Origin of the sequence: Spirosoma pollinicola (genome assembly GCF_002831565.1) — a bacterium.
GTDB lineage: Bacteria > Bacteroidota > Bacteroidia > Cytophagales > Spirosomataceae > Spirosoma > Spirosoma pollinicola.
In genome coordinates, this window is record NZ_CP025096.1 from 4540270 (window position 1) to 4563433 (window position 23164).

Below are 23164 nucleotides of genomic sequence, written 5' to 3' on the forward strand. Positions count from 1 at the left end.
GGGTATGTGCGGTTAATAAAAGGGGGCTTTTGTCAAAATGTTTATACTTTTCTAATCAAATCCAGTAACTTCTGGTCCAGCTTGTAGCCGTGCCAGTCTTCATAAACCACGTCGGAACGGCCCGAGTTTAGAATGCCGAAATCGCCAATAAATTCCCAAAGGGCAAAGCCAATGCCGTTGGCCGATAAAATACTGAGCACGTCGCCAAACCAAGCCAGGAACACATCGTGGGGCGTTTTATTCCAGCAGCCGCATTCGCCACAATGCACGCCAACGCCTTTGTTGACCAGCTCGATCCAGGGTTGATAGAACGTTTCGAGCATGGCGCGGCTCAGGTATTTATCGCCAACCTGACCCGGCCATTTGGGTTCGGGCAGGTGCTCGGGGTCTTTGTTGGCCCAGGGTGCTTTGTAGTGCGAAATGATTCCCGGCGTATAGCCCCGACAACTTTGGGCAATGTTCAGATCGGCAATGGATGGTATGACCGATGAGCCCGTATCGTTGCCGTCGGCAATGATGAGGTGAGTCTTGTTTTCTTTCCAGATGGCCTCCGAAGCGGCCAGCGCTACTTTTCGATACATCTCCCCCGGAACGGTACTGTGTTTGGCGTGCTGGTCGTTCATATCAGCCCGTAGGCTGGGCTCGTTCAGCAGGTCGAAGCTGATTTTCTGCGACGATACGTTTTTATAACGTTTAGCCCACATGTTCCAGTGGAAGCAAAACGCATCGAGCGCAACCTGATCGGTCCAGAGATTGTAAGGCTCATTGAAGCCCGCGTTGACGCAGTAGCCCGGTGCCCGGTGCAGGTTCAGACTAACATGCAAATTGTGCTTATGGGCCATAGAAACCAACCGGTCAATCCGGTCAACGGCCTGCTGGTCAATTTGATAAACTTCGTCGGGGGTGATGTTCCGGCTCCGGTCGAATTTGAGGTAATAGGGATACGCCATCGGTAGCCGAACAAAGTCGAAGCCCCAGTCCTGCATCCATTTGAGGTGGTCTTCTTCGGTAGCCCGGCGACTCTTGGAGGGGTCGGGCGAGAAGAAATCCAGCAGATTGAAACCCTTCCATTTGGGTAACTTATTTTTTGTTGTGGTTTGTTGTAACGGTACAGCCAAAAGCTCCGGTCCGGCGGTGCTCAGGGCTGCCGTAAGCAAACCCGTGTTCTGAATAAACGTTCGTCGTTGCATGTGAAAAAGAGCCTATACTAGATTGAATCTACTGAAATCAAAACGTCCTGCATAAGTAAAAGTAAGGTAAAGGCAGCCTTTTCGGGAAACCGATTAAAACCTATAACCATGAAAAAAACCATTTTCTCGTTGTGTCTGACAACGGCCATTGCGCTGAGCATTACCGATAGCTTTGCCCAGAAAGGCAAACCACTCTATACGTTTCCGTTGGGCGTTGAGTCCTATACCTACCGTGCCAGCTTTCCCAAAAGCGTAGTCGCTACATTAGATACCATCAAGGCACTCGGTATTACTGATATGGAAGGGGGCGCACCCAAGGGCATGACAGAGGCAGAATTTAAAAAACTCTGCGATGAGCGGGGTATCAAAATTTCAGCTACAGGAGCCGGATACGAACAGATCGTGAAAGACCCAATGGATGCCGTCAATAAGGCAAAAGCGCTGGGTGCTTCTTTTGTTATGGTGGCCTGGATTCCTCATCAAAAGGCGAATTTTAACCTCGACAATGCTAAAAAAGCCGTTGAAGATTTCAATCGGGTAGGTAAAGTGTTGAAAGACAATGGCATTACGTTGTGCTACCATAATCACGGCTACGAGTTCCACCCGTATGAAGATGGTACCTTGTACGACTACATTGTCAAGAATACCAACCCTGAGTATGTATCGTTCGAGATGGATATTTTGTGGACACAGCATGGCGGAGCTGACCCTGTTGCGTTACTGAAAAAATACGGCAGCCGCTATAAACTGATGCACTTGAAAGACCTTAAAAAAGGCATAAAAGGTGATTTGACCGGTGGCACCCCCGCCGAAAACGATGTAACGCTTGGTGATGGTCAGGTGAATATCCCGGAGATAATTCGTTTAGCTAAAAAAGCAGGGGTGAAGCACTACTATATCGAAGACGAAAGCAATAAGGAGTACGAGCAAATGCCTAAAAGCATTGCTTATCTCAAAAGTTTGAAGGAGTAATTAGATAGGTTTACAAAAAGGGCCGCTCATCAAGAGGATGGGCGGCCCTTTTTAATGTCCGTAGCGCGGGTGGAAACCCGCGATTATATGTAGGCAGTCGCGGGTTTCCATCCGCGCTACTTTTTATTCGCTTTGCGAATGGCGTCATGCCACAAATCATAGGTAAAGCAGCTTTCCCAACCCTTGAAATCATAATGCCACCACTCCCACGGGAAAATGGCAAAACCAACCCCTTCCATCGCCGATCGTAAAACGGCCCTGTGAGCCAGTGAAGCACTATCCGACTGCATGAAGGACTGGAAAGCGCGAGGTGTAGTCTCGTCGTAATCGGATGGCATCGACAGGCGTTTGCCGGTTTTTCGGTCATATAGCGACAGGTCAATCGCCATACCCCGATTATGGCGGGAGCCTTTATGCGGATCGGCCACGAAGGTGGTGTCTTTGATAACTTCGTAGAAAATCTCCGTTACGGCATACGGGCGGTAACCATCGAAGAATATAAAACCAAATCCCTGTTTCTCTAGATTTTGGCTGGCTTTTTGAAGAGCCAGTGCCGCTGTCTTTCGCATAAACACATCGGCGGTGGGGTACAGTTTTCGCTTGACCAGGTTATTGGTGGTGGCGTAGGTAACGTCGAACTGGGCATCGGGAATCAATGTGCGCATATCGACCAGTTCATTGTCGGGGTCTGTTGCAACAAGCTGTTTGTATATCCCTGCGTCATTTACCACTGGAAGACCATACTTGCTTTTCGGAAGGTTGAAGGTCGTTGGTGTAGGCTGCGCCAGAGCAGACGTTAGTAAACCAACAGACAGGATAGTGAGTAAGGCTTGAGGCAAATAGATCGATTTTGTCATCGTTTTCTTGACGTTTAAGTTTTCGTAATTGGTCAGTCGATTTGCATAGTTGGTCAGCGACTGGACGGGCACTTCACCGGACATTTGTAATGTACTTTTGACACAGACAATCACATGAAAACGCTCTTAAAATCCGAAGAATTGATTCAATTTCTGGCCGCTATCTACCTATTCTCTCGCCTTAGTTTCGCCTGGTGGTGGTTTCCTGCCCTTATTCTTGTTCCCGACATAAGCATGATTGGTTACCTGATTAATCCGGCCATTGGAGCCGTTTTATACAATATGGTCCATTATAAGGGATTGGGCATTGTCATTGGCTTACTAGGCTTGATGATGGGCAGTCAATTATTGATGCTCATTGGGGTTATCCTTTTTGCTCACTCCAGCATGGATCGCATCATGGGCTACGGCCTCAAGTATTCTGACAGTTTCAAGCATACGAGCCTGGAGAGTTTATAACACGAGTGGAAAACTGCACTACCAAGCCTGAGCCAATCGGTAGGCGCCTGGTGTTTGACCGGTCCATTTTTTGAAGGAACGGAAAAATACACTTGGTTCGGCAAATCCCAGCAGGTAAGCAATATCGGTTGTGCTGAAATTTGGCTCACGAAGATGACTAATTGCTAACTCTTTGCGGGTTTCATCCAGCAACTGTTGATAGGTTGTGCCACCATCTTTCAAGTGAAGCTGCAACGTTCGAACACCCATCGCCAGCCGGTCGGCTATTGTTGTCAACGCTGGTTCTTCGCCTTTCATCATCGAAACAATCTCGGCCTTAACCCGACTTTTTAGGGATGGCGTTTGAAGCTGACTGAGGATGTCGCTGGCATGTTTCTCGAAAAGTGGAAACAGATTTGGATTTGCATTTAAGATGGGTGTATCCAGTATAGTTGCATCCAGAAGCATAGCGGTTTCATTGGCATCGAACGTGAGTTTGGCCGGGCCAAAAACACGCTCATGTTCGCACGTGTTGGCCGGGCGTGGGTAAGCAAACCGAATTTCCTGTGCGGTGATCTGTTGACCGGTTAAGGCACGAATGACCGATAGATAAATTGATAGCTCTGAGTTGAGGGTATGATCAACGTAAATAATATCGGGGCTGGTTATGTGAAGTGACAGGATATACGTTGAACTGGATGGATCGTCGGATGGAATAAGCTTGCCCGTAGTTTGCACACCTTCGCAGGCAATAGCCTGATAGTGGCAAAGTTTGTCGAATGCCTTTCCTAACGTTGGGCTATGCATCATGACATAGGCCAACACGCCCAGCGTTAGCGGGTTGACCAGTTCACCAAGTTTCAGGGTAATGGCCGGGTCATTTGTAACGGAAACGACTTCCCGCCAGAGGGCCTGTACCTGCCGAATCAACACCCGACCGTCGGGGTCACGAAGCTGATCGGGCGTAATGCCAACCGCACGAGCCAGCATATCGGCATCCGCTCCCTGTTGCCGGGCGGCAAACAGGATCAAATTGATGGAGCCAACAGAAAGGGTATCGTCAGGTTTAAGGTGGGTCATTTAGGGAAAATCCGTTCGTAGCGAATCGTTAACTCGGGAAATGTCCGGCTGGGAATATCGCCTGATTCGTAAATATCGACCAACGCGTATTCGCCATTTTCCAGAACATACACATGGACGATGTTTTCCTTCGGCACAACAATCCAGTATTCCTTCACGCCCGATTGCTCATACAAATTGTATTTCTCGTTGAAGTCCTTCTTGATCGTGCGGGGCGAGGTAATTTCAATAACCCAGTCTGGCGCGCCTAGGCACCCACTATCGTCCAGCTTGGCTGGATCGCATATTATACACAGGTCGGGCTGAACAACGGTGTGCAGTTGGTCGGGTTTGCGTTCATTCCGAACCGGCAATCGCACATCGAAAGGCGCTGTGTAAATTTGACAATCCTGATCGCCGAAGAAAATACTAATGTCCACCAGAAGATGACTTACAGCCAGTTGGTGCGCTCGTCTGGGCGCGGGCGACATCCGGTATAATTTCCCTTTGATGAGTTCAACGCTTTCGTCAAACTGCCATTTCAGGTAATCGGCGTAGGTGTAAGTGCCGTTGGGGTCAAGTTGTGAGATGTCGGTAATCATGAGTCGTGCCGGGCGATTTCGTTACGCAAGTTCCTAAAATAGTCGGAAGCCCGCAACAATCGGCTTCCGTACCAGGAAAACATTTCGCCATCCACCAGCATCACCCGCGCCGACGGGCAAATTGTCTGCAACTCGGTCCTGTGTTTTTCCGTAAACGGGTAAGGCTCCGATGACAGAAAGATCAGATCAGGTTGCGCACTCTGCACATCGTCGGGCGTAACTACGGGGTAGCGGGTTTGATTGGGAAACGCATTTTTGAAACCGGCTACATCCAGCATAGCGTGAATAAATGTGTCATTGGCAGCCACCATGTAGGGCTTTCGCCAGATCAGGTAAGCGACATCCAGGTGTAAAGCAACCGGTGGGGGAGCAAGGTCATGTTCGATTTGCTGTGCCATCGTTTCGGCTTTCAGACGTTTACCAACCAGCGTTCCGACCTCACGAATCATGTTCAGCGCATCAGGTAAAGTCCTCATGTCTGTCACGTGAACGGGATAGAGTTGCTGGAGTTCTTCGACCTGTTCGCGCGTGTTTTCTTCTTTATTGGCAATGATCAAATCAGGATTTAACGCTTTAACCAGATTAAGATTCACCGTCTTTGTGCCACCGATCACCGCCTTATACTTAACTTTATCGGTGGGGTGAACACAGAACTTTGTGATACCTACCAGTTCATCATCCAGCCCCAGATCGAATAGCAATTCGGTTTGCGAGGGAACCAGCGAAATAATACGTTTGGGGTTCATAGACAGACTTTCAGTAGCAAAAAAAGGCAACTCAGATCCTTTTTAACCGCTTTTAACAAAGTTTTGCTTGAGAGCTTTAAATTTTATGCAACGTTTACCATAGGAATCCTTCATTTACGAAGGCAACCAGCTTTTAGTTACCTACCCAGCACAGCTCAAAAAGACCGTCACAGGCTTTATGAGGCTGTATTGAAACCGATAAACTTCACCGCTCTTTTACTTTTTAAATAAAATGAAACAGTCCCTTTTCACTCTTGTTGCTGTCGGGCTTTGCGTCACGACACTCTACGGACAAACGCCTGTGTCGGGCAAGATTACATACGAAGGTATGCGCCAGATTGACCGTTCCCAAATGCGGATGGTCATCAATGGCCAGGAAGTTCGGCCCGGTAGCCCCGGTGCCCCCGATGCTCCCGAAGGTGCACCTGAAGTGATGTCATTCACCCAAAAACTGGTGTTCTCGGGTACTATGGCTAAAGAAGAGCGTGACCGCGGGCAAGGCGGAATGATGATGCGCCGGGTTGAAGGTAGCCCGGATGGAGCTGGTGGCGTTCGGGAAGGTCGTCCGCGAAATGTTAACATGAGACCTCCATTTGACCAACAGACATTTCTTGATCTGGCCAATCACCAGCGGGTCGACGTGTTGACCGTAAAAAAAGACTCAACCCATAGTGATATTTACCGTTCCGAAAAGCCTATGCCAGCTGCTACGGACTGGACGGCGGTTGACAAAACGAAGAAAATTGCGGGCTATCTATGCCACAAAGGCACGGCCACACGCAAGAAAGAAACCTACACCGTTTGGTACACTACCGACTTGCCGTTTACTTACTCGCCCGTTGCCGACCTGACGCCCCCTAAAGGTGTTGTGTTACAAATTGAATCGGATAGTGAGTCCTTTAAAGCAACGGGTGTGTCGATGGAGGCCGTAGCCGAAGCCAGTGTACAGCCACCCAAAGAGGCCAAGAGTATAACAGCCGAGGAAATGGAGCAAATCCGCCGGAAGGGCATGGCCGATTTTCGGCAGAAAATGATGCAGAATATGCCCATGCGGAGCCAGAACTAGGTTTATAAGGAATAATGTAAAGTGAAAAAATGTATAATGGAAAATGAAAAACTTACTGACTGTTAAGCAATTGGGCCGATTTGCGTTATTCCTTACTCATTGTACATTATTCATTAGCTTCAGCAGTTTTGCGCAGTCTACTATTCGTGGGCAGGCTGTCGATTCGCTCACGCGAAAGCCACTTCTTGAAGCCTCGGTTTCACTGTTGCTGGCCCGAGACTCATCGCTGGTGTCGTTTGGTATTACCGATGGTGAGGGACAGTTTACGTTCCCCAAAATCGCTGAAGGCCAGTATCGGTTACTCATCTCATATGTAGGCTATCGCAGTCGCGCCAAGCGGGTTTCGGTTACAGGTGCTAACCCCACAACCGACGCTGGTACAATAGATCTGGTAGCGCAGTCGCAAACCTTGACCGAAGTATCGGTGCAGGGCGAGCGGGCGCCCATTGCCGTTAAAGGCGATACGCTGGAGTTTAACGCGGGTTCGTTCAAAACCCGTCCCAATGCACAGGTAGAGGATTTGTTGAAGAAACTGCCGGGCGTAGAGGTTGATCGTGACGGTAACGTAAAAGCACAGGGCCAGGCCATTACAAAAGTATTGGTAGATGGAAAACCATTCTTTGGCAACGACCCTAAAATGGCCACCCGCAACCTTCCCGCTGATATTATCGACAAAGTGCAACTCTTTGATCAGGCTTCTGAACAGTCGGCTTTCTCGGGTGTGGACGATGGCGACCGGGAAAAAACCATCAACATTACCACCAAGAAAGACAAGCGGAAAGGGTCGTTTGGCCAGCAGACCATTGGCGCAGGGCCAAAGCCGGGCGATGATGCGAGATATTCAGGCAGAGTCAGTTTCAATCGGTTTAATAATGGCCGTCAGATTTCGGTGCTGGGTATGGCCAATAACGTGAATCAGCAGGGCTTTACGGCCTCGGATTTAGGACTTGGTAATAACTTTGGCGGAGCCGGACAAGGGCAGGGTGGTGGTGGAGGTAGCAACGTAGTTCGTGGTGGAGCTGGTGGTGGTAGTGGTAACGGCGCCGGTCAGGTGGGTAGCAATGCCATTACAACGTCTTGGGCAACAGGCATCAATTACCGCGATGGCTGGGGCAAAAAGATTGACGTGGTCAGCAGCTATAACGCCAGCAACACCAACACCCTCACCAACCAGCAAAGTCACCGGGAGAACGTGATTCCCAGCGGCACATCCGGCACAATTCCTACACGAACGGATGCCGGATTTGTTCGTGACCAAACCAACGGGTCGGATAATACCAATACAAATCAGCGGGTCAATCTTCGGCTCGATTACCGAATCGACTCGATGACGACGATCCGGGTTATTCCGAGTTTGTCGTGGCTAAATTCAACCTATAACAACCAAAGCGAAGCCAGAACGCTTACCAATGAAGGTGTTCTGGCCAATTCGAGCCAGACCAACTATAACTCAAATGGTAGTGGCTTCACCGGCAATAACTCCCTGCTGCTCTTTCGTAAATTCCAGAAAAAAGGCCGGAGTTTTTCGGTCAACTGGAACATCGCCTTCAACAACCAGGATAATGAAGGAATCAATAAGTCGGTCAACCAGTTTAACGGCTCGTCGACCAGCCTGACGTCGGGCATTATCACAAAGGATACCGTAACGGGTATTACTACGCAGACCATTAACCAACGCAACAACCAGCAAACGCATTCGATGACCAACACGGTCAATGTAAGTTATACGGAACCGCTGTCGATGCGCCAAACCCTTGAATTTCATTACAATCTGTCTAATAATCATAATACGTCGGACCGGGCGGTGAACGATTTTAACGGACTAACGAACCAGTACGACCAGTTAAATCCCTTGTTGAGTAACAACTTCGTGAACGACTATGTAACGAATCGGGGTGGGCTGACGTGGCAAACGAAGCGGCTGAAATACACCTACGCGTTCGGTCTGGACGCGCAGCAGGCAAGCCTTAATTCCGATAACCTTAGTCGCATCGGCGGACCGCGCGAAACAAACCTGAACCGCACGTTTTCAAACCTGTTACCAAACGCGTTACTGACTTACAATTTTGCGAAAAGCCGGAGGCTCCGATTCAACTACCGGACCCGGATCAATGCGCCATCGGTAAACCAGTTGCAGCCGGTGCCCAACAACACCAACCCGCTCAATATTCAGTTAGGTAATGCCGGTCTGCAACCGGAATACAGCCATACGCTATCCCTGAACTACAATCAGTTTGATGCGGCTACGTTCCGAAATATGTTTGTTTTCCTGAACGCCAGCCGAACGGATAACAAAATCGTTAACTCAACGGTATTCAACCAGTCGGGCGCGCAGACGACAACGCCTGTAAATACCAATGGATATTATACGGTGAACGGGTCGTTTGTCATTGGCCGACCGCTTAAGTTGGGGGCGCAAAAAACGAACCTGAACTTATCGACTAACCTGACCTATAATCAGGGAATGAGCTTTATAAACAACCAATCCAATCAGGCGAAAAACTGGCTGATTGGGCAGGGCGCTACGATAAGCTCAAATTTTACGGAGAAGCTGGACTTGAACCTGTCGGGAAATATTAACTGGCAATCAGCGAAGTACTCGTTGCAACCGCAGCAGAACACAACCTTCCTGAATCAGACAGTTACGCTCGATGTCTATTACCAGTTACCGCTGAAGTTTACCTTTTCCACCAACGCTTATTTCAATCATTACGGCGGAAGTTCGGCCAACTATAACCAGTCCTACACGCTCTGGAATGCCACCCTGGCCCGGCAGTTGTTCAAGCAGAATCAGGGAGAGCTGCGCTTTCAGGCATTCGATTTGCTGAACCAGAACCAGAGTATCGTACGGAACGTAACCGACACGTATACCGAAGAAGTACGGAGTCGGGTGCTGAACCGCTATTTCATGATTAGTTTTGTGTATAACCTACGTAGTTTCAGTGCGGGCGTTACGGCTCCACGCGATCCATTTCAGCAGCAGAATGGGGGAGGGCAGCGGGGACAGGGCGGTTTCCGGAGGAATGGCTAGTTGATGTGATGCACCTAAGGGGATGTTGTATTTTTAGGTTGCGTATGCAGCCAGTTCCTGATTGAATCATCTAAGTCAGAGAATTTAAACCAGACTTGTTTGTAATAAACCGTTCCGTCGGGATTAATTAAATAAGCCATGTTGGGTGCCTGACCGAAGGCCAGCCAAAAATCATTCGTAGGTGTATCTACTAAAACAGGGACTGTTAACGCATTTTGCTGTTGCCATTTTTTTGCCAGTACCTTCCGTTCACCATAGGTTTTTGCCTGTTGCGCTTCTATATGATCCCGGGTATTTGCCGAGGCAATATCTACACGATTATTCGCTGAATAAGGACTAGCAATATCCGACGGATGCGCATCAATCGTATAAACGATATAGGTGTTGATCTTGCCTTTGTAACGTGCTGTTAACAAATTAATGTCCGGCATATTACGGCGACTTATATCGCACGTATAACTTCCCGAAATCAGCAGTAAGGGTTTATTACTTGTCAGAATTTCGGATAAGGAGTATTTCGTTCCATCCAGCGAGTAGAGAGTAAAGTCGTTGACTTTTTCGCCTTTCTGATAACCCAATTTAACGAAGTTGGTGAAATTGTCTTTGATCCCTTCTGAAACAGGAAGATCTATTTTAGCTGCATCGCTGGGTAATTTCTTTTGGCTATTGGTATTTACCGTTGTATGGCTCGTATGGCAGGATGTCAGGGCAGCAAAAGCAAGCAACCCAAGCAGGCAGCTTATTGATTTCATCTTCATAACGTTTAATGAGAAACTGTATAGGTATGCGCTAATTAACTGTTTGTATAGGAATAATGAACGCACTTAATCGCTGGACGATAACAATGTATAAAGCGAAATTAAACGAAATTAGACGTCGGAAAAATTAAAAATTATCTAAAACAGGTAGAGTTTATAAACCAGTTTATAGTTAGCAATACGATTTACTTATACTGTATTTGATAGAATTACTTAGCAACGATACGCTTTATTTTTGCAATTAATGAATATGCAAATGGTGGTAGTTAGAGCAGCTATTTAGTTAATTGTACTTAGTCAATGGGCGTTAACAAGACTAGCAATATTCTCTATTAGCTATCAACGAGTGCGTAAAATACTTACGGCTTCTATAGTGCTTTTATTAACGAAATAGTAGTTGATACTGAGTAAGTATTTTACCTTGACTAAGGTAAACTACTTACTCAGATAGTTTAAATTATTCTGACCAAGTCATCAGTTTATGAACTGTACAATTTTTGAAATAGTAAACTCATTCGTATAATTTGATATAAAGTCCCGCACTAATCAGCGCGGGACTTCACCTCTATTTTATATACCGAAAATCCTCATTGCCTTTCAGGGCTAGCAACGTTTCGTACATGAGCTTGATAACATTCTGCACATCGTCCATATGGACGGTTTCAACGGTGGTGTGCATGTATTTGAGGGGCAACGAAATCAGGGCTGATGCAATACCTTCGGTTGCATAGGCAAAGGCATCGGTATCGGTGCCCGTCGAACGGCTAACCGCCTGACGCTGGAACGCGATTTCCTGCTGTTCGGCCACACCGATCAGAAAATCAAGTACATTGTTCTGTACGGCAGGGCCGTAGCACAACACCGGACCATCACCACATTTGAGGTCACCCTGTTCTTTTTTGTCGTACTTCGGCGATTGCGTGTCGTGCGTTACATCGGTACAGATAGCCAGATCGGGCTTGAGCCGACGAGCGATCATCTCGGCGCCACGCAGGCCAATTTCTTCCTGAACGGCGTTGACGATGTATAAGGTAAATGGCAGAGTTACGTTGTTTTCTTTCAGGAGTCGGGCTACTTCAGCAATCATGAAACCACCCATCCGGTTGTCGAGTGCGCGGCCAACATAATACCGGTTGTTCAATTCCATCAGGCCATCCACAAAGGTGCAAACGGTGCCAACATGAATACCCATGTCCAGCACTTCCTGCTTGGTGGCGGCCCCCACGTCGATGAACAGGTCCGTTACTTTGGGGGCTGTATCTTTAGCCAGATCGCGAACGTGAATAGCGGGCCAGCCGAAGACACCTTCGACAACGCCTTTCTTTGTGTGCAGATTTACCCGCATCGAAGGCGCGATGACCGCATCGGAACCACCATTCCGGCGCACGAACAGGTAGCCATCGTCGGAGATGAAATTGACAAACCACGAAATCTCGTCGGAGTGCGCTTCGATCACGACAGAGTAGCCCTTACCGGGTCCAATTACGCCAACGGCGGTGCCATACGTATCGACAATGTACTCGTCGGTATAGGGTTTGAGGTAATCCAGCCAAATCTGCTGCCCCGATGCTTCGAAGCCGGTGGGTGAGGCATTGTTGAGGTACTGATACAGGAAACTTTTACTGTGTTCGTTCATTGGATGCTAAAAAACGGGTCTAAAAATTCTTTTAGTGCTTTGAGGGGCAGGTGTTTTGGGTCAAGATTCCAGTGGTCCTTATTTAAAAAGTTACGCTTATCGGGTTTGCTTATAAGATCGCGTTGCGATTCAGAATGACCAAGTATAGATTCGAGGTAAGCAAAAATTTTGCCCTTCCGATTGGGGAGATAATAAAACTCGTTCGAGCTTAAACAACTTTCGTACACTTGCCAGCAGTCAAAAAATGGCTGGTGAGTAGGATTGTAAATGATTTCCAAAATAGATTCCAAATCGCCTGTCTGGCTATTGTTAGGCCAAAGAAAAAAATCAAATTGATAAATAGCCGCGAGTTTAGCAACAACTTCTTTTCGTTGTGTAAAATCATCATCGGCATCAAGAATAACAACATTATGGATTTTGTTCTCTTGGTTCTGAGCGAAATTTATCTTGTTTAAATGAATAACTTGTTCAAAACGATGTTTGAGATTATCCTTTCCATCTAATACATCAATGTATGAGTCGGGTAATTCTTTATTGTACCAATAATGAATGATGTCTTTTAAGAATTTACGGTCGCTTGGACCTTCTACGTAAAATTGTACACTACTCATCGTTGCCCTCCTCTCGTATTAATGCCATTAGCAAGCGAAAACTCAAACTCTTCGAAGGTATAAGTAAAGGCTTTTACGTCTCCTTGTTTATTTTCAAGCAGGGTTATATTTCGGGCGTCGGCTTGATACTGCTGCATTTCTGAATCTTCCAAGGCTTCTACGAATGCTTGCTGGCATTCAAGACTATGAGTAGTAGCGAAAAGCTGCACGTTGTATTTCGCGCAGAGCTGAATGATTATTTGCCAATAACCTTTCAAACGGGTGAAGTGAATGCCTGAACCAATTTCATCGACCATTAAACGTCGATTTTTTGTAATAGATATCTCCATCAATATTCGAAGCACTTTTACTGTTCCATCACCATATCGAGTTATTGGAAATATTCCATTGTTATCAAACAATGTAAGGGAAAGAACTTCTTGGTTTGCACGGAATTTGTGTACTCGTATTTCTTCTATATCGCTAATGAACATCTTTGAATTACGCTCTAATTCTTTCCTTGCTTCTTTATTTGAATTAAAGTATTCATAAAAAAAGTCAACTAAAGAGTTAGTGTAATTAGCATTTGCTTCAACGAAAGGTGTATAATGATCTATGTTTAGATTCAGATTTTCAAAGTAAGCTCCAGTTATATTAAAACTCTCATTTCCATTTATAGTAGAGTTTAACTTTAACCATTTGTTAGATAAATTAGAAACTATATTATTCCTGATAAATACTTTATCGATTTCGCTAAGATTATTCTGCGCTAAGATGCTTATCGAATATTTTTCATTCTGATTGATTTGAACATTTATGGGTTCGCTAATTCTTTTAAAAAAATAGGACCAAAAATCCGTTGCCTGAATTGATTCTTTATTGAGCCCATCAGCAAAATTGTGTTTGTGTCGAGTTACAGCCATTGATAAATAAGCGTGAGCCAATCTATTTATATCCTCATCAAACGTCAACGCTTCCAGCACCGACGTCTTCCCTACATTGTTGTCTCCCACAATCAGGTTGAACTGCCCCAGGTTGCTCATCTCGAAGGAGTCGAACCGCTTGAAGTTCTCAATTTTGAAGTAGGTGAGGTGTTGCTTTTCCATAAATAAGGCTGGCTTCGCTAAAGGAAGCGTTGCGAACAAATGTACTAAATGGACAGGTATCTCCTGCGTTGTCGATCAAAACCCAATCCGCTCCCGTTTTTGCTCTACGCCCATCGAGCGCAGCACTTCCATCGCAATCCGGTCGTCGTATTTGCGCTTCCAATAGTCGGCTTCCAGGCGCAGTTTGTCCAGTTCGAGCTGTTGTTTCTCGACCACAAGGCGAAGGGTTTCGAGTTCGTGACTAGCCAGTTCATCGGCTCTTATGTCGACAACCTGGGCGGGTAGGGCCTCATCCGTTAGCAGAATTAGTGGCGATATTGCCAAAACGTTTGCAATTTGGGCCAGTCGGGAGAGGGTCAGGTCGGTTTTTCCGCGTTCAATGTCGCCATAAGCCGTTGTGGACAGATTGAGTAAATCGGCCATGTTTTCCTGCGATAAACCGCGCTGAAGGCGCTGTAAGCGTATTTTTTCGGCCGGACCGCGGTTGATGTGGGTGCTCATATCAAGTGTCAACGATAAAATCTAAACCAGAACTGACAAGGTTTTTCGGTATGATAACGCAATTTTGTAACGAAACAATTCTCGAACTTACACCAAGCGTTCTTGGTTTTCAAATTAAGAAGTAAACCCAATTATGAATTACGAAAAAGAATTCCGCAATTTCGCCGTGAATCACATGGGTCTTAATGGCCTGACTGTGGACGGTTACGTGAAACACACCGTTGAAAATAACTCGGTTGAGAACCATAAGGTTGACAACATGACTCGTTCGGTCATTGAAGAACGCCCGATGAATTTCCGTGAAGTCGACGTGTTCTCACGGCTTATGGCCGACCGGATCATCTTCATGGGCTTGCCCGTCGATGACAACATTGCAAACATCATTGTTGCTCAGTTGCTCTTTCTGGAGTCGGCCGATCCTAAAAAGGATATCCTGATGTACCTCAATAGCCCAGGTGGTTCGGTTTATGCCGGTTTGGGTATTTATGACACCATGCAATATGTGCGACCCGACGTAGCCACGGTTTGTACTAGCCTTGCAGCCTCAATGGGTGCTGTATTGCTGGCTGGTGGTGCTGCCGGAAAACGGTCGGCGTTACCACACGCCCGTGTCATGATTCACCAGCCATCGGGCGGTGCCCAGGGAACGTCGAAAGACATGCAGGTGACTATGAAAGAAATGCTCGAATTAGAGAAAGATTTGTATCGGATTCTGGCTAGCCATTCTGGCCGTACATACGAAGAAATCGAGCAGGCATCTGACCGCGACAAATGGTTCCGGGCTGAAGAAGCGAAAGAATATGGCTTAATTGATGAAGTCCTGCGCCGGGAAAAATAAGCTGGCTTGGCAGTTTGATTACCAATCAATAACTTTGTTAGTACCGAACGACTCAGGCTCGCCTGGGTCGTTTTTTTTCTCGAAATTAGCTCAATATTTTTTTATATCAACTGTTTAACTGAACTCAGCTAACAAACGTGTTTAACACGATGTTGTCCGATAACCCCCAGCCCATTTACCCTGCAACCGTTCATGCCACAAATTAGTTGCTCGTTCTGTGGACGACGCAAAAACGAAGTAATGATGCTCCTGTCAGGCATCGACGCACACATATGCAATTACTGTATCGAGCAGGGGCATCAGGTCGTGCTTGAAGAAATGCGTCCAAAAAAGAGTGAACCGGCCGAGGTGAATATTAAGCTCATCAAGCCAATTGACATGAAAAAGCACCTCGATCAATATGTTATTGGTCAGGATGATGCGAAGAAATCCATTACGGTTGCTGTCTATAATCATTACAAACGGTTAATGCAGCCAAACACCAATGATGATGTGACAATTGAAAAGTCGAACATCATTATGGTTGGCGAAACAGGCACGGGTAAAACCTATCTGGCCCGCTCGATAGCCAAAATTCTTGAAGTACCTTTTTGTATTGCCGATGCCACCGTCATTACCGAAGCGGGCTATGTGGGCGAAGATGTCGAGACGATTTTGACGCGTTTACTGCAAGCCGCCGACTACAATGTTGAAGCCGCCGAACGGGGTATCGTTTACATCGACGAGATTGACAAAATTGCCCGCAAATCAGATAACCCGAGCATCACGCGCGATGTAAGTGGTGAAGGTGTTCAACAGGCGTTGTTAAAACTATTGGAAGGGTCGGTCGTGAATGTGCCGCCACAGGGAGGCCGCAAGCACCCCGACCAGCGCCTGATTGCGCTCAATACCGAGAATATCCTGTTTATCTGTGGTGGTGCTTTTGATGGTATCGAACGGCACATTACCAAGCGGATCAACACCCGACCTATTGGCTTCTCGGGCAATCGCCCATTGAATGACACCTTCGAGCGGGGGCACCTGATGCGCTATATTTCGGCGCTTGATCTGAAGTCTTTCGGGCTGATTCCCGAATTGATTGGTCGTTTGCCGGTATTGACTCACCTTGAACCGCTTGACCGGTCGGCACTGATGCAGATTCTGACAGAGCCCAAGAACGCTATCACCAAGCAATATGATAAGCTGTTCAAAATGGAGGGTATCACCCTGCATTGGGACCCAAGCGCACTAAATTACATTGTCGATCAGGCTTTGCAATACGGACTGGGTGCACGGGGGTTGCGTTCCATCTGTGAGTCTATTATTACTGACGCGATGTTTGAAATGCCTTCGCAAACGGCTGTCAAAGAGTTAACCGTTAGTCTGGAATACGCCCGCGAAAAATTTGGCAAATCCAGCACGCATCAGTTTCGTTCCGTAGCCTAACCAAGGGATAATAAGCAAAAAAAATCCATTCGGTCTCAAATTTGAGACCGAATGGATTTTTTTTGCTTAAACGATTCCGGGCTTGAAAAAGGTGAACTACATAGTAATAAAGGGGTACTATCTCTTTGACAGAAGTCATCAGGCGAGTTTTATACGTTCCCATCAATCTGTTTCCCTACTTACACTTATGTACTAGTAATCAGTGCTTTAGTCGCTTGTGTGTCAATTCAATTTGCCTATCTGTTTGCTTACGGCAAGCAGTGGGAACCAATACGCCTTATAATCCCATTCAATAACATTCGTTAGTCGGGCTATCCGTCATTTATAGAATTTCCCTGATTTGAACGCAACAGACGAAATTATTTTGAACAACGCGCTAACAAATGAATAAAGTTATAGTTCATCAGGTTGATAACTCAAACGTTCACTAAATAAACTATACACTATGAGCATGTTCTCCAAACACATTTTCACTGCACTTTTAGGCGCGGCCGTTCTTTCATCCTGCAGCCGTCCAGTAGCTTATTTCCAGCCTGGTGCACGTGAACATTTTGCCACCGCACCAACAAAAGTTTCTACAGAAAATGTTGCTACCGGCACGTCCGAAATAACGGCACCAGTAGCTGAAGCACCTGCCGAGCAAGTTGCCAAGGCCGCTACAGCCCTCGATCAAATGGACGCCATGGTGCGTAATGATAGCAAATTGAGCGCTGACAAATCGGTTCAAAAACGATTGAATCGCGTTCGAACATTATTGGCATCAACCTCGGCCAAATCAACCCTGGCACCTACAGAGGTAAGCGCTCCTAAGAAAATGAATCTGGTAGAGCGGATGATGGTGAAGAAGATGAATAAAAAGATCAGCAAACAACTTGCACCTGCGAATCCAGAAAAGACCATGTCCAATCAGGGGACGTTAGCCGCTGGGGCCGTGTTGGTAATTATCGGTTTGTTATTGTTAGTGCTGACTTCCGGTACGGCTGCAACAGTTGGTCTGGTTGCTATTCTGGTGGGTGCCGTCATTCTCCTTGTTGGCTTGCTATAAGATTTTTGAAAACGTAGAATAGTCCTGTCAACAAAAGGCAATCCCAAATTGACAGGACTTTTACGAATTGTTGGGCCAATCGCTCTAATTCACAACCACTTTTTCTTAATGTCTTAACAAATGCATAAAGTTGCAGTTGTTGAGAAGAATCTTTCAATCGTTTATTTCAAACCTTACACTATGAGCATGTTATCTAAACACCTTTTTACTGCCCTTCTTGGTGCTGCCGTTCTTTCATCCTGCAGCCGTCCTGTGGCTTATTTTCAGCCCAGCGCCCGCGAAAACTTTAAATCGGCTCAGCCAAATGTTGCTGTTGTTACGCCTGTTGAAGCCGTTCAGCCAATTACAGAAGCACAATCTGTCGATGTAGTATCAACAACGCCTGCAACTGTTGTTCCGGTTGAGCAACAAGTAGCTCAAACAAAGCAGGCCGTCGAGCAGGTTGAAGCGTATGTACGCAATGATAACAAACTGGCTTCGAACAAAAAGCTAGCTAAGCGTATGGTGAAATTGAATGAAATGCTGGCGATTACAAGTGCTAAAGCAACGGTTTCCGCAAATGCGGCTCCAGCGAAAAAAATGTCGCTGATGGAGCGTACGATGCTGAAAAAAATGGACAAGAAAATTAAAAACCACGTGGCTCCAGACCAAACAAAGGCTATGAACTCAAATGTTCGGCTGGGTGTCATTATTGGCATTGTTGGCTTGCTGTTACTTATTTTAGGGGGTGGTAGTGTGTTAGGTGTTATAGGTGGCATTGGCTTAGTTGTTGGCCTGGTATTAATTCTTCTGGGTGTTATTAATGCCTAAGTAGGCAAACCAACACCAGTACTATTTTAGGCGTAGACGCTTCCTGTCAGGATAGCTTCTACGCCTATTTTGTGTTTTAAACCCTTTTTACGCTGATTATCCGTAAACTTGCACCTCATTTATAGGAAAGTGCGAGATTCGGTAAACGCGTCCGGCACGTTTAGATCATCAAAGAAAATGGCTGAGCTTTTTAACGTTTATCCGCTATACGATATTGAACCTACCCGGGCACAGGGTAGCTACCTTTGGGATGTCGATGGAACCCGCTATCTCGATCTTTATGGTGGTCATGCGGTGATTTCTGTGGGGCATACGCACCCACGCTATGTGACAGCATTGACAGACCAACTGAATAAAATTTCGTTTTATTCCAACTCAGTCAAAATTCCGCAACAACAGGAATTAGCCGATAAATTGGGCGCTCTGTCGGATCATCCTGATTATTCCCTTTTTCTTTGTAATTCGGGGGCCGAGGCCAACGAAAACGCCCTGAAGCTGGCATCGTTTCATAATGGCCGGACGCAGGTGGTAGCCTTTACCAAATCGTTTCATGGCCGTACTGCCGGTGCCGTAGCGGCTACAGATAATGCGTCGATTGTTGCGCCCATAAACTACAACAAGCACGTTTCCTTTCTGCCTTTCAACGATGCTACTTCGGTTCTAACGGGTATCACTACCGAAACCTGCGCTGTCATTGTTGAAGGCATTCAGGGCGTTGGGGGTATACAGGTGGCTACCGACGATTTTTTGCAGACGCTCCGCCGTCGCTGTGATGAAACTGGCGCGGTGCTGATTCTGGATGGTGTTCAGTGCGGATATGGCCGGTCAGGTAAGTTTTTCTCGCACCAGTTTAGCGGCATCGAAGCGGATATTATCTCGATGGCTAAGGGTATGGGCAATGGCTTTCCTATTGGTGGCATCCTGATATCGCCCAAGTTCAAAGCCAGTTACGGACTGCTGGGCACGACCTTTGGAGGTAATCACCTGGCTTGTACGGCAGGTATTGCGGTGCTTGACATCATGAAAGACGAAGGGCTGCTGGAGAATGCCACGCGCATGGGTAACTATTTTATGGATGGTATTCGGCAGATTGGGGGCTATAAAGACCTGCGCGGTCGGGGCCTGATGATTGGTATCGAATATGATTTTCCGGTCGATGCACTCCGCAAGACGTTACTATTCGAGCACAAGCAGTTTACGGGTGTAGCCGGTAAAACGATTATCCGGTTGCTGCCTTCGCTGGCCATCGGCGTTGACGAAGCCGATCAGTTTCTGGAGGCTCTGCGTATGTGTTTGAACACGGAGCAGACGGAGGTTGCCACGGAGAACACGGTAAAATGATTAGGCAGGAGGCACCGATGGTTTAATTGGATGTGCGATAAAAGTTCATTGGGGCTTAGGTCAGGGTCTTTTAAAGTCAGCAATGACGAATGCTTAGCCTACGAGATGACAAAAGCCGGTATCTTTTTTGAGCGGCAAAAGGCAATGCCTATTATTTATGATGAATTAAAACTGGAAACTGGTTACCGTGTAGATTTATTTGTAGAGGGCAAAGTCATTGTTGAGCTAAAAGCTGTCGAAGCCCTAAATAATGTGCACTTTGCACAAGTCATGACATACCTCCGGCTGGCAAACTGTCGTTTTGGATTGCTGATGAATTTCAATGTGTCTCAGTTGAAGGTTGGAATTAAACGTGTTGAAAATGAACGTTAACCTCCGTTTTTTCCGTGTTGACCTCCGTTTCTCTGTGTTAAACTACTTTAATGACCAATTTTCTCTCCCTCGCCGACGTCACCAGTATTGACGACCTCATTCAGTCCGGCCTGGCTGCCAAAGCCAACCCCTTTGCCGATCAACAGCTCGGCAAAAACAAAACTATTGGCCTTATCTTCTTTAACTCCAGTTTACGTACCCGGCTAAGTACACAAAAGGCGGCCCAAAATCTTGGTATGAATGTCATGATGATGAACGTCGGGCAGGATAGCTGGGGGCTGGAAATGGAGGAAGGCGTGCTCATGAATGGCGACAAAGCAGAGCACGTTCGCGAGGCAGCCGCTGTGATGGGCCGCTATTGCGACATCATCGGTATTCGCGCCTTTGCCGAACTGAAAGACCGCGACAAAGACTACCGGGAACAGGTGATGCATCAGTTTGCCACCTACGCCAAGGTGCCCATTGTAAACCTCGAATCAGCCACGCGTCACCCACTGCAATCACTGGCCGACTGCATTACAATTGAAGAGGCCAAACTGGTAACCCGCCCCAAGGTGGTGCTTACCTGGTTACCACATTTTAAGCCGTTGCCACAAGCCGTTGCCAATTCGTTTTGCGAATGGATGAATGCTCGTGTTCAGTCGGGAAACGTCGATTTTGTAGTGACCCACCCCAAAGGCTATGAACTAGCCCCCGAATTTGTTGGCGACGCTCCCGTAATCTACGACCAGAGCGAAGCATTTGCCGGTGCCGATTTTATTTATGGCAAAAACTGGTCGTCTTACACCCAGTATGGGCAGGTGCTTACACAAGACCCCTCCTGGGCAGTCACGATGGATGACCTGAACTTGACAAACAATGGAAAATTTATGCATTGTTTACCCGTTCGCCGTAACCTGAAAGTGTCCGATGCTGTATTGGATAGCCCACAATCGCTGGTTATCGAGCAAGCTGCCAATCGCGAATGGTCGGCGCAGGCAGTATTAAAAGAAATTTTAACGAATTTAGGTTAACACAGAGAAACGGAGGCATTCATAAAGTGCACGAAGATTAGCCTGATTTCTTTCGTCTACTCTATGAATTTCCCTGGTTCGCTGTGTTTTACAAAAACATGGATAACCTCACTGTAATAAAAATTGGCGGGAATATTATTGATGATCCAGCCGCACTGAAACGGTTTCTAACGTCTTTCGCTGGCCTGGCTGGTTCCAAGTTATTGGTACATGGCGGAGGTAAAATAGCCACACAGGTAGCCGAAAAATTAGGTATTCAAACGGTTATGGTTGAAGGCCGTCGCATAACCGACCAACCCATGCTCGATGTGGTCACGATGGTTTATGGTGGTCTGGTCAATAAGCAAATTGTAGCCCGGCTTCAGGCATTGGACGTGAATGCCATTGGCATGACCGGAGCCGATGCCGGAACGGTACTGGCTAAAAAACGCCCTGTTAAAGACATCGACTATGGTATGGTAGGCGATATTGACGAGGTAGATTCGGGGCAGATCCAGTTTTTTTTACGACAAAGCCTGACACCCGTTTTTGCGCCAATCACCTATACCAGTTCGGGCGACCTGCTGAATACAAATGCGGATACAATGGCGTCGGCTATTGCAGTCGATATGGCTCATCATAATCAGGTGACGCTAATCTATTGCTTTGAAAAAAAGGGCGTTCTCAATGACCCGGCAGACGATAACAGCGTCATCAACGAACTTACACCCGCGCTTTATGCCCGGAATAAGGCCGAGGGAACTATCAATAAAGGCATGATTCCCAAGCTGGACAATGCCTTTAAAGCGCTGGGAAGCGGTGTTTCTAAAGTTATCATCTGTCATGCCGACGAACTGGCGATGGCTGTGCAGCAGGGAGCTGGGACGACCTTAAAAAAATAAAGCGACCGGAAGGTCGCTTAGATAAATAGTGCTATAATGAGAGCGGCTTTCTGGCCGCTTTACTTTTTATTTTTGGGTTAGTAAATGCGCCACACGCCGAATACCCATATAACGATGCTGGTAGTAGCTCGCACTCAGGTAATCGTAGCGAACGCCCCCGTTCCAGGCTGAATGAATGAATTTTATGCGGTCACCAATGACTTCAGTAATCAGGCCAACATGACCAATTCGATTGCCTCCTGAACTGTGTCCTTTGAATAGAATCAAATCGCCGGGTTGGGCCGATTCTTTTTCAATGGCAGCACCAACGTTCCCCTGAGCCGCACTTGAATGTGGTAACGAGATGCCAAACTTATTAAAGCAGAAGCGGGTAAAACCGGAACAATCAAAACCACTCGTTGTCGTACCACCGGAGCGATACCGAATCGAAAGATGAGCCTTCGCGAAGTTGATTACATTATGAACGAGCGGAATTTGCTCGTAGAAACTTACTTTGTTCGACGTTACGGTGGGTACGTCAGATACCTTGTTTGTTTCGGTGGGTACGGTTTGGGCTTGAACGATGCCAAACGAGACAATACAAACTACTGTCAGGAGCACTTTTCTCATCATAGAATTGAGGTCAAATCCACGTTACGTATGATAAAAGTACCGAATTGATGCCATTCTACCTATTAGGTGAGAATAAATTTCCACACATATGCAGGAATATTTTCCATGCCAACTTTCTAAGTTGTTGACCGTAAACTAATTGAAGGCCGATTTTTTTTGAAAATGGATGTGAAATAATAGACTATTAAATCTTTGTTTCCTATAAAAAAGCCTGAGTTTCGTTGGTCGAGCTGAATACAGTGACCAACAAAACGCAGGCAAATAACCCAGTTTTA

23 protein-coding genes are annotated in these 23164 nt (G+C 46.7%); 12 read left to right on the forward strand and 11 right to left on the reverse strand.

Annotated features, from left to right (window positions below; genetic code table 11):
- Window positions 1-41 precede the first annotated feature (41 nt).
- A complete protein-coding gene (locus tag CWM47_RS18970; RefSeq protein WP_100989794.1) occupies window positions 42-1190 on the reverse strand; it encodes a glycoside hydrolase family 5 protein in 1149 nt (382 codons plus the stop codon).
- Window positions 1191-1298: 108 nt separating this feature from the next.
- On the opposite strand from CWM47_RS18970, the gene CWM47_RS18975 reads away from it, so the two are divergent.
- The gene (locus CWM47_RS18975; RefSeq protein WP_100989795.1) at window positions 1299-2162 is read left to right on the forward strand and encodes a sugar phosphate isomerase/epimerase family protein; all 864 of its coding nucleotides are present in this window, start codon (window positions 1299-1301) and stop codon (window positions 2160-2162) included.
- A 116-nt stretch (window positions 2163-2278) separates the two neighbouring features.
- On the opposite strand, the gene CWM47_RS18980 is transcribed toward CWM47_RS18975, so the two are convergent.
- Window positions 2279-3103 (reverse strand): M15 family metallopeptidase, encoded by an 825-nt coding sequence (locus CWM47_RS18980; protein ID WP_100989796.1) that lies wholly within the window; start codon window positions 3101-3103, stop codon window positions 2279-2281.
- Window positions 3104-3133: 30 nt separating this feature from the next.
- Between CWM47_RS18980 and CWM47_RS18985 the strand changes: the two genes are divergently transcribed.
- The gene (locus CWM47_RS18985; RefSeq protein ID WP_100989797.1) at window positions 3134-3478 is read left to right on the forward strand and encodes a DUF4260 domain-containing protein; all 345 of its coding nucleotides are present in this window, start codon (window positions 3134-3136) and stop codon (window positions 3476-3478) included.
- 18 nt (window positions 3479-3496) lie between these two features.
- Here CWM47_RS18985 and CWM47_RS18990 read toward each other — a convergent pair whose 3' ends face one another.
- From CWM47_RS18990 to CWM47_RS19000, 3 genes are read right to left on the reverse strand one after another with little or no spacing between them, the layout of a single operon-like run.
- A complete protein-coding gene (locus CWM47_RS18990) occupies window positions 3497-4537 on the reverse strand; it encodes an AraC family transcriptional regulator (protein WP_100989798.1) in 1041 nt (346 codons plus the stop codon).
- Complete coding sequence (locus CWM47_RS18995; protein ID WP_100989799.1) at window positions 4534-5118, reverse strand: Uma2 family endonuclease; 585 nt, start codon at window positions 5116-5118, stop codon at window positions 4534-4536. Before CWM47_RS18995 ends, CWM47_RS18990 begins: the two co-directional genes overlap by 4 nt.
- Entirely contained in the window at window positions 5115-5864 is a 750-nt protein-coding gene (locus CWM47_RS19000; RefSeq protein ID WP_100989800.1) for a helical backbone metal receptor, read from the reverse strand. Before CWM47_RS19000 ends, CWM47_RS18995 begins: the two co-directional genes overlap by 4 nt.
- 232 nt (window positions 5865-6096) lie before the next feature.
- Here CWM47_RS19000 and CWM47_RS19005 point away from each other — a divergent pair, with 232 nt between their 5' ends.
- Together CWM47_RS19005 and CWM47_RS19010 are read left to right on the forward strand one after the other, a co-directional pair.
- Window positions 6097-6930 (forward strand): GLPGLI family protein, encoded by an 834-nt coding sequence (locus CWM47_RS19005; protein ID WP_100989801.1) that lies wholly within the window; start codon window positions 6097-6099, stop codon window positions 6928-6930.
- 43 nt (window positions 6931-6973) lie between these two features.
- Entirely contained in the window at window positions 6974-9961 is a 2988-nt protein-coding gene (locus tag CWM47_RS19010) for an outer membrane beta-barrel family protein (protein WP_100989802.1), read from the forward strand.
- Between the two features lie 14 nt (window positions 9962-9975).
- Here CWM47_RS19010 and CWM47_RS19015 read toward each other — a convergent pair whose 3' ends face one another.
- The 5 genes from CWM47_RS19015 to CWM47_RS19035 form a co-directional block, all read right to left on the reverse strand.
- On the reverse strand, window positions 9976-10713 hold the full coding sequence (locus tag CWM47_RS19015; protein WP_157815998.1) for a TlpA family protein disulfide reductase: 738 nt from the start codon (window positions 10711-10713) through the stop codon (window positions 9976-9978).
- Window positions 10714-11284: 571 nt separating this feature from the next.
- A complete protein-coding gene (locus CWM47_RS19020; RefSeq protein WP_100989804.1) occupies window positions 11285-12355 on the reverse strand; it encodes a M42 family metallopeptidase in 1071 nt (356 codons plus the stop codon).
- A complete protein-coding gene (locus tag CWM47_RS19025) occupies window positions 12352-12966 on the reverse strand; it encodes a DUF3226 domain-containing protein (protein WP_100989805.1) in 615 nt (204 codons plus the stop codon). The genes CWM47_RS19020 and CWM47_RS19025 overlap by 4 nt, the downstream gene beginning before the upstream one ends.
- Window positions 12963-14051: an AAA family ATPase gene (locus tag CWM47_RS19030; protein WP_100989806.1), complete on the reverse strand. Its 1089-nt coding sequence runs from the start codon at window positions 14049-14051 to the stop codon at window positions 12963-12965. The genes CWM47_RS19025 and CWM47_RS19030 overlap by 4 nt, the downstream gene beginning before the upstream one ends.
- 75 nt (window positions 14052-14126) lie before the next feature.
- Window positions 14127-14552, reverse strand: coding sequence for a helix-turn-helix domain-containing protein (locus tag CWM47_RS19035; RefSeq protein WP_100989807.1), 426 nt, complete (start codon window positions 14550-14552; stop codon window positions 14127-14129).
- 133 nt (window positions 14553-14685) lie between these two features.
- Between CWM47_RS19035 and CWM47_RS19040 the strand changes: the two genes are divergently transcribed.
- The 8 genes from CWM47_RS19040 (at window position 14686) to argB (ending at window position 22277) form a co-directional block, all read left to right on the forward strand.
- A complete protein-coding gene (locus tag CWM47_RS19040; protein WP_100989808.1) occupies window positions 14686-15390 on the forward strand; it encodes a ClpP family protease in 705 nt (234 codons plus the stop codon).
- A 192-nt stretch (window positions 15391-15582) separates the two neighbouring features.
- Complete coding sequence (clpX, locus tag CWM47_RS19045) at window positions 15583-16815, forward strand: ATP-dependent Clp protease ATP-binding subunit ClpX (RefSeq protein WP_100989809.1); 1233 nt, start codon at window positions 15583-15585, stop codon at window positions 16813-16815.
- A gap of 445 nt (window positions 16816-17260) precedes the next feature.
- Window positions 17261-17860, forward strand: coding sequence for a hypothetical protein (locus CWM47_RS19050; protein ID WP_100989810.1), 600 nt, complete (start codon window positions 17261-17263; stop codon window positions 17858-17860).
- Between the two features lie 120 nt (window positions 17861-17980).
- Window positions 17981-18670: a hypothetical protein gene (locus CWM47_RS19055; protein WP_317046635.1), complete on the forward strand. Its 690-nt coding sequence runs from the start codon at window positions 17981-17983 to the stop codon at window positions 18668-18670.
- Between the two features lie 177 nt (window positions 18671-18847).
- A complete protein-coding gene (locus CWM47_RS19060) occupies window positions 18848-20011 on the forward strand; it encodes an aspartate aminotransferase family protein (protein ID WP_100989811.1) in 1164 nt (387 codons plus the stop codon).
- Window positions 20012-20116: 105 nt separating this feature from the next.
- Window positions 20117-20383: a GxxExxY protein gene (locus CWM47_RS19065; protein ID WP_317046636.1), complete on the forward strand. Its 267-nt coding sequence runs from the start codon at window positions 20117-20119 to the stop codon at window positions 20381-20383.
- 50 nt (window positions 20384-20433) lie between these two features.
- A complete protein-coding gene (locus tag CWM47_RS19070) occupies window positions 20434-21396 on the forward strand; it encodes an N-acetylornithine carbamoyltransferase (protein WP_100989812.1) in 963 nt (320 codons plus the stop codon).
- Window positions 21397-21494: 98 nt separating this feature from the next.
- Complete coding sequence (gene argB, locus CWM47_RS19075) at window positions 21495-22277, forward strand: acetylglutamate kinase (protein ID WP_100989813.1); 783 nt, start codon at window positions 21495-21497, stop codon at window positions 22275-22277.
- Between the two features lie 66 nt (window positions 22278-22343).
- Here argB and CWM47_RS19080 read toward each other — a convergent pair whose 3' ends face one another.
- On the reverse strand, window positions 22344-22889 hold the full coding sequence (locus CWM47_RS19080) for a C40 family peptidase (protein ID WP_240625340.1): 546 nt from the start codon (window positions 22887-22889) through the stop codon (window positions 22344-22346).
- Between the last annotated feature and the right edge of the window lie 275 nt (window positions 22890-23164).

Excerpts from the sequence above, each read along its gene's own strand:
- CWM47_RS18985 (WP_100989797.1), top strand. The coding sequence starts at position 3,134 with ATGAAAACGCTCTTAAAATCCGAAGAATTGATTCAATTTCTGGCCGCT.
- CWM47_RS19020 (WP_100989804.1), bottom strand. The coding sequence starts at position 12,355 with ATGAACGAACACAGTAAAAGTTTCCTGTATCAGTACCTCAACAATGCC.
- CWM47_RS19055 (WP_317046635.1), top strand. The coding sequence starts at position 17,981 with ATGCATAAAGTTGCAGTTGTTGAGAAGAATCTTTCAATCGTTTATTTC.
- CWM47_RS19015 (WP_157815998.1), bottom strand. The coding sequence starts at position 10,713 with ATGAAATCAATAAGCTGCCTGCTTGGGTTGCTTGCTTTTGCTGCCCTG.
- CWM47_RS19050 (WP_100989810.1), top strand. The coding sequence starts at position 17,261 with ATGAGCATGTTCTCCAAACACATTTTCACTGCACTTTTAGGCGCGGCC.
- CWM47_RS18990 (WP_100989798.1), bottom strand. The coding sequence starts at position 4,537 with ATGACCCACCTTAAACCTGACGATACCCTTTCTGTTGGCTCCATCAAT.
- CWM47_RS18980 (WP_100989796.1), bottom strand. The coding sequence starts at position 3,103 with ATGTCCGGTGAAGTGCCCGTCCAGTCGCTGACCAACTATGCAAATCGA.
- CWM47_RS19010 (WP_100989802.1), top strand. The coding sequence starts at position 6,974 with ATGAAAAACTTACTGACTGTTAAGCAATTGGGCCGATTTGCGTTATTC.
- clpX (WP_100989809.1), top strand. The coding sequence starts at position 15,583 with ATGCCACAAATTAGTTGCTCGTTCTGTGGACGACGCAAAAACGAAGTA.
- CWM47_RS19040 (WP_100989808.1), top strand. The coding sequence starts at position 14,686 with ATGAATTACGAAAAAGAATTCCGCAATTTCGCCGTGAATCACATGGGT.
- CWM47_RS19060 (WP_100989811.1), top strand. The coding sequence starts at position 18,848 with ATGGCTGAGCTTTTTAACGTTTATCCGCTATACGATATTGAACCTACC.
- CWM47_RS19030 (WP_100989806.1), bottom strand. The coding sequence starts at position 14,051 with ATGGAAAAGCAACACCTCACCTACTTCAAAATTGAGAACTTCAAGCGG.
- CWM47_RS19080 (WP_240625340.1), bottom strand. The coding sequence starts at position 22,889 with ATGATGAGAAAAGTGCTCCTGACAGTAGTTTGTATTGTCTCGTTTGGC.
- CWM47_RS18995 (WP_100989799.1), bottom strand. The coding sequence starts at position 5,118 with ATGATTACCGACATCTCACAACTTGACCCCAACGGCACTTACACCTAC.
- argB (WP_100989813.1), top strand. The coding sequence starts at position 21,495 with ATGGATAACCTCACTGTAATAAAAATTGGCGGGAATATTATTGATGAT.
- CWM47_RS19000 (WP_100989800.1), bottom strand. The coding sequence starts at position 5,864 with ATGAACCCCAAACGTATTATTTCGCTGGTTCCCTCGCAAACCGAATTG.
- CWM47_RS18970 (WP_100989794.1), bottom strand. The coding sequence starts at position 1,190 with ATGCAACGACGAACGTTTATTCAGAACACGGGTTTGCTTACGGCAGCC.
- CWM47_RS19035 (WP_100989807.1), bottom strand. The coding sequence starts at position 14,552 with ATGAGCACCCACATCAACCGCGGTCCGGCCGAAAAAATACGCTTACAG.
- CWM47_RS19070 (WP_100989812.1), top strand. The coding sequence starts at position 20,434 with ATGACCAATTTTCTCTCCCTCGCCGACGTCACCAGTATTGACGACCTC.
- CWM47_RS19065 (WP_317046636.1), top strand. The coding sequence starts at position 20,117 with ATGACAAAAGCCGGTATCTTTTTTGAGCGGCAAAAGGCAATGCCTATT.
- CWM47_RS18975 (WP_100989795.1), top strand. The coding sequence starts at position 1,299 with ATGAAAAAAACCATTTTCTCGTTGTGTCTGACAACGGCCATTGCGCTG.
- CWM47_RS19005 (WP_100989801.1), top strand. The coding sequence starts at position 6,097 with ATGAAACAGTCCCTTTTCACTCTTGTTGCTGTCGGGCTTTGCGTCACG.
- CWM47_RS19025 (WP_100989805.1), bottom strand. The coding sequence starts at position 12,966 with ATGAGTAGTGTACAATTTTACGTAGAAGGTCCAAGCGACCGTAAATTC.